The 5,237-nt window shown below is 63.9% G+C and carries 5 protein-coding genes; 4 read left to right on the top strand and 1 reads right to left on the bottom strand.

All coding sequences use genetic code 11. From position 1 onward, the window contains the following. The first annotated feature begins 139 nt into the window (after positions 1 to 139). Complete coding sequence (locus tag A5777_RS08160) at positions 140 to 1,666, top strand: cellulase family glycosylhydrolase (protein ID WP_231894986.1); 1,527 nt, start codon at positions 140 to 142, stop codon at positions 1,664 to 1,666. Between the two features lie 25 nt (positions 1,667 to 1,691). Here the strand turns inward: A5777_RS08160 and A5777_RS08155 are convergent, their stop codons facing one another. Next, the gene (locus A5777_RS08155) at positions 1,692 to 2,762 is read right to left on the bottom strand and encodes an LLM class F420-dependent oxidoreductase (protein WP_005208595.1); all 1,071 of its coding nucleotides are present in this window, start codon (positions 2,760 to 2,762) and stop codon (positions 1,692 to 1,694) included. A 298-nt stretch (positions 2,763 to 3,060) separates the two neighbouring features. Between A5777_RS08155 and A5777_RS08150 the strand changes: the two genes are divergently transcribed. Genes A5777_RS08150 through A5777_RS08140 form a run of 3 tightly spaced genes read left to right on the top strand, consistent with a single transcriptional unit; the run spans position 3,061 to position 5,012 of the window. Further along, positions 3,061 to 4,293 (top strand): inorganic phosphate transporter, encoded by a 1,233-nt coding sequence (locus A5777_RS08150; RefSeq protein ID WP_231894724.1) that lies wholly within the window; start codon positions 3,061 to 3,063, stop codon positions 4,291 to 4,293. 45 nt (positions 4,294 to 4,338) lie between these two features. Continuing rightward, positions 4,339 to 4,623, top strand: coding sequence for a hypothetical protein (locus tag A5777_RS08145; RefSeq protein WP_005208589.1), 285 nt, complete (start codon positions 4,339 to 4,341; stop codon positions 4,621 to 4,623). 44 nt (positions 4,624 to 4,667) lie between these two features. Beyond that, positions 4,668 to 5,012, top strand: coding sequence for a DUF3349 domain-containing protein (locus tag A5777_RS08140; RefSeq protein WP_064862265.1), 345 nt, complete (start codon positions 4,668 to 4,670; stop codon positions 5,010 to 5,012). Positions 5,013 to 5,237: the final 225 nt, after the last annotated feature.

Below are 5,237 nucleotides of genomic sequence, written 5' to 3'. Positions count from 1 at the left end.
GAATTCGAGACCATCATCAACCACGAGGCCCCTCAGGCCGCGTGACTAACCCTGTCACCTATCCGTGCACCAGGCCCATGAATCATCAACCACCATCGGCATAGCCGACTCGTCGCTGTACTCGTTGAGCAGTGCCGACATGAACACGACCCTCGACAAGATCCAATCACTCGGCGTGACCAGCGTGCGGGTGCTCATCCCGTGGGCCAGCGTCGAAAATCGTCAGGGCGTGTACGACTGGACCCAACTCGACCAGCTTGTCAACGCTGCACAGTCACGAGGGATCAGCCTGGTGGCGACGATCGCCGCAACACCGTGGTGGGCAGGCAACATCATCAATGGTCACACTGATCCAGCCGTGTACGCAGGTTTCACGACTGCGGTCGCAACGCGTTACAAGGGCAAGATTTCAGGGTACGAAGTGTGGAACGAGCCCAACTCAACCCTCTTCTACAACCCAATCGATCCTGCCGCTTACACGGCAATGCTCAAGGCCGCCTACGCCGCCATCAAGGCCGCGGACCCTGACGCCGTCGTGATCGCCGGCGTCGTCGGCGCTGCCGTGACGAGCGGCAACACGTTGAACCCCATCGACTTCATCTCTCAGATGTACGCGGCAGGCGCGGCGGGATACTTCAACGCCCTCTCGTACCACCCGTACCAGTACGACGCGTCGTACTCGACGAACGACCATCCGGACGTGCCCTCTCTGCAGATCGCGGCCATCCGAGCGCTGATGACGCAGTATGGCGACTCCGCGAAGAAGATCTGGATCACCGAGTACGGCCAACCGACCTCCGGCGCGTACACCGAAGCCCAGCAGGCAGCCTTCATCCAGGACTTCATCGAGACCTGGCAGAAGCAGACCGGCGCCGGACCGATCTACATTTACGAGACGCGTGACACCAAGACCGGAGACGGCACCACTGAAGACAATTTCGGACTCTTCCACACCGACTGGACAGCGAAACCAGCGGCTCAGGTCTTGGCGGAACTCATCGCGAAGTATGCATCCGGATCGAATCCGGGTACACCGTCGACCGGCGGCGGCAACACCGGCGGCGGAAATACGGGCGGCGGGAATACGGGCGGCGGAACCACGGACCCGTCGACAGCGCTCAACGATGCTCTGCAGCAGATGATGGCCGCACTGGCCGCCCAGTTCCAGCAGATGCTGAACGACTTGGCGGCAGCGCTGGGCAATGCGTACGGCACTAACGCCGCCACGACCACGACCGTCACAAAGCTTGCCGCACAAGCAAGTAGCGAGACGGTCCCGGCGACAACAACCACGGCGACAACAACCGCCGCGCCGACGGCCACCCCGACGACCACCTCGGCGGCCGCCGCAACTCCGACCGCGACGGCAACACCGACCGCGGCAAGTCCGTCGACGACAAAGACCACCGCGTCGCCGAGTGCAACCGCAACGCCCACGGCTACTGCAACTGCAACACCCACGGCGACTGCGACTGCAACGTCCAAGCCAACCGCAACACCGACAGTTACGGCTACTGCAACGCCAACAGCAACAGCCACGGCAACCGCGACACCCACGGCAACGGCGACACCCAAGGTGACGGCAACGGCAACGCCGACCGCTACACAAACGGCAGCAGCAACCGCAACCAAGAGCTCGGCGGGCACATCAACGAAAACCAACTGACCGCTGAATGCGGACGAAGGCTGGCTCAGCTCGCGAAGATCTCCGCGAGCTGAGCCATGTCTTCGACCCGCTCCTTATGCGTCGGCGCCACCGGAGCAGCGAGGATGCACGTGACACCCGCCGCGCGGAACGCCGCGACGCGCTCGGTCACCAGTGAACGCGGACCGATCAGGCTCATCGCTTCGACCAGATCTGCGGGAACCGCCGCGGCAGCCTCGACCTTCTTGCCGTCGAGGTAGAGGTCCTGGATCTCCTTGGCCGCGTCGGCGTAGCCGTAACGGACGGTGAGCTGGTTGTAGAAGTTCTTCCCGCGCGCGCCCATTCCGCCGATGTAGAGCGCCGCCTGGTGCCGAACCATCTGCGACGCGTTCTCGATCTGCTCGGCGTCCTCGGTCACCCGTGCGGTTGCCTGCACCACAATTCCCAGCTCGGGCAGCGAAGGATCGCGCTTCGCCTTGCCCGCTGCCAGCGGTTCACCGAACGCGACGTCGACGTGCTCGGGGTGGAACAGGAAGGGCTGGAACTCTTCGAACATCTCGGCCGCGAGTTCGGTGTTCTTCGGACCGATAGCAGCGAGCAACATCGGAATGTTCTCGCGGACAGGATGATTGATGATCTTCAGCGGCTTGCCAAGCCCTGTGCCGCCGTCCTCCTTGGTGAACGGCAGTGTGTAGTGCTTGCCTCGGTACTCCGTCTTCTCCCGACGCCAGATCAGTCGACAGATGTCGGCGTTCTCACGCGCGCGCCCCACCGGGTAGTCGTACTTCACACCGTGGAAGCCCTCGATCACCTGCGGCCCCGACGCTCCGATACCCAGCACGAAGCGACCACCACTGATGAAGTCGAGCCCCGCCGCGGTCATCGCCAAGTTCGACGGTGTGCGCGAGTACATCGGCAGGATCGCCGACTGCAGCTCCATCTTCTCGGTGCGCGCTGCGATGTAGCCGAGCTGGCTCACGGCGTCGAAGCTGTATGCCTCGGGCACCGCGATTCGAGCGACACCCGCCGACTCGAAGTCGACGAGGTTGTCGATCGTCTCGCGAAAATCACCGGCGTAATTGATGGGCATACCGAGCTTGATGGCAGAAGCGGTCATGGTTTCGGATTCTTCCACAGCGCCCCCACCGCTTGTCGAGACCCGCCCGAGCGCTCGCTCGCCCCCACTGCTGGTCGAGCTCCGCCCGCTGGTCGAGCGCCCCGCCCGCTGGTCGAGCTTGTCGAGACCCCCACGCACACAAATCGGACATTAGCTGCGCAAACGGTGTCCGCCCACGGTCAGTTCGGTGAACACTAGGTGAACACCGTGTGCAGATAGGCAAACTCGCAGGTCACAAACACACGGCAGTCGAACTTAATTTAGGCGAAACCTTAATCCGGGCAGCATGATATTGCCCATGAGCGGAGAGATGCTTGTCCTCGTGTTGCTGGTCATCACAGCACTTGGCTTCGACTTCACCAACGGATTTCACGACACCGGAAACGCCATGGCGACATCCATCGCCACGGGCGCACTCAAGCCCAAGGTCGCGGTCACGATCGCGGCCATCCTCAACCTCGTCGGCGCGTTCCTCTCGGTCGAGGTCGCGGCGACAATCACCAAGAACATCCTTCACCTACAAGACAAGTCCGGAGCCCTGATCTCCGGCATCGACGCCAACGAAGCTCTACTGATCATCTTCGCCGGCCTAGTCGGTGGCATCCTCTGGAACCTCTTCACCTGGCTCTTCGGTCTGCCGTCGAGCTCGAGCCACGCTCTGTTCGGCGGACTCATCGGTTCGGGTATCGCCGCGCTGGGCGCGAGCGGCATCGACTGGCACGGCGTGCTGTCGAAGGTCATCATCCCCGCGCTCGCCTCGCCCTTCATCGCCTGCGCCGTCGCCGCGGTCGGCACCTGGTTGATCTTCAAGATCACCGCAAAGATCCTGGTCTCCAAGCAGGAGAAGGGCTTCCGCAGCGGACAGATCGTCACCGCATCGCTGGTCTCCCTTGCTCACGGCACCGGCGACGCACAGAAGACGATGGGCGTCATCGCACTCGCCCTGATCTGCACCGGTCACCTCAGCGCATCGTCGGTCAAGCACGGCCTGCCGGTCTGGATCGTCGTCAGCTGCGCCGGAGCCATCGCCCTCGGCACCTACCTCGGCGGATGGCGCATCATCCGCACGCTCGGCAAGGGCCTCGTCGAGATCAGCTCCCCGCAGGGCATGGCCGCTGAAGCCAGCTCCGCCGCCATCATCCTGACCAGCTCGGCAGCCGGCATGGCACTGTCGACGACGCAGGTCGCCACCGGCTCGATCCTCGGCTCCGGCGTCGGCAAGAAGGGCGCCCAGGTCCGCTGGGCCGTCGCAGGCCGCATGGTCATCGCCTGGGTCACAACGCTTCCCGCAGCGGGCATCGTCGGCGCTGTCTGCTACGGCCTCGGCCACCTGCTCGGCGACGTCGCCGGCGCTGTCGTCATCTTCGTCCTACTGGTCGCGGCGTCGGCATACATGTACTGGCGTGCACAGCAGAACAAGGTCGATTCCAACAACGTCAACGACGAATGGGACGACGAGACCAACTCGATCATCCCGCCGAGTGCGCAGGACGGTCCGCGTCAGGTCCCCGATCCGACAGCGATGACGTAGGCAACCAGAGACGACGACGGACGACTAAAGGAAAAGCTGAATCTCATGGACATCCTCGAATCGATTCTCAAGGTTTTCGCAATCGGTCTGGTTCTCGGCGCAGGTCTGCCCGCACTGTTCGCGGTAGGCATGGTCTGCGAGGCGCGCGGTGAAGGCGGACTCAACGCCGACGGCACCACCTCGGCACCCAATCCCGCGCTGCGCGCGCTGGGCTACGTCTTGTTCGCGATCGTCGCGGCAGTGATCGTCATCGGCCTGCTGTGGATCTGCCGCCAGACGCTCAACTACTACTTCGACATCAAGCTCTTCCCCTCCTGGGCATACAAGTAAACCCAAGCGCCACTCGACATTTCGATTTCGAACCGAAAGGCATCATGGCCACCACGTCGCTGTTCGAATCCGCCGTCAACTGGATTCGCAAGGGCTACCCCGAAGGGGTCCCACCCACCGACTTCCCGCCGCTGCTCGCTCTGCTGACCAAGGTGCTCGACGACGACCAGATCATGCACGTGTGCATGGAACTCGCCGCCGAGCAGGGAATCGGAACCCCACTCACCGAGGAGCAGATCGCGGGCGCGATCACCAAGGTCTCCGACCAACCGCCGACCGAGTACGAGGTCAACCAGGTGGCATCTCGGCTCGCCGCGGTCGGGTGGCCGTTGGCGGCGGAGACCAAGAGTTCTGAACACGACGCCGAGGATCTGAGCTCACCGAGCTGAGATCACGGTGAGCTGAGACTCCTCAGCCATCACGAGTATCCGGTCCGGGCCCGCCCCCCCGCCGCGCCGGCCGCGGTTAAAAGCAAGCCAACAACCGGGAACGGGGGGTTTGTTGGGGGCGGGGGGGGGGGGGGGCGGGGGGCGGCCGCGGCGGCCGTGCCCCGCGCGCCCGGGCGGGGGCGCCGCGGTCGGGTGGCCGTTGGCGGCGGCCTCCGGGACAGAGCA

It is taken from the genome of Gordonia sp. 852002-10350_SCH5691597, from assembly GCF_001665715.1.
GTDB lineage: Bacteria > Actinomycetota > Actinomycetes > Mycobacteriales > Mycobacteriaceae > Gordonia > Gordonia sputi.
The sequence above is the reverse complement of the archived record's forward strand: the minus strand, read 5'-3'. Positions and strand labels throughout refer to the sequence as shown.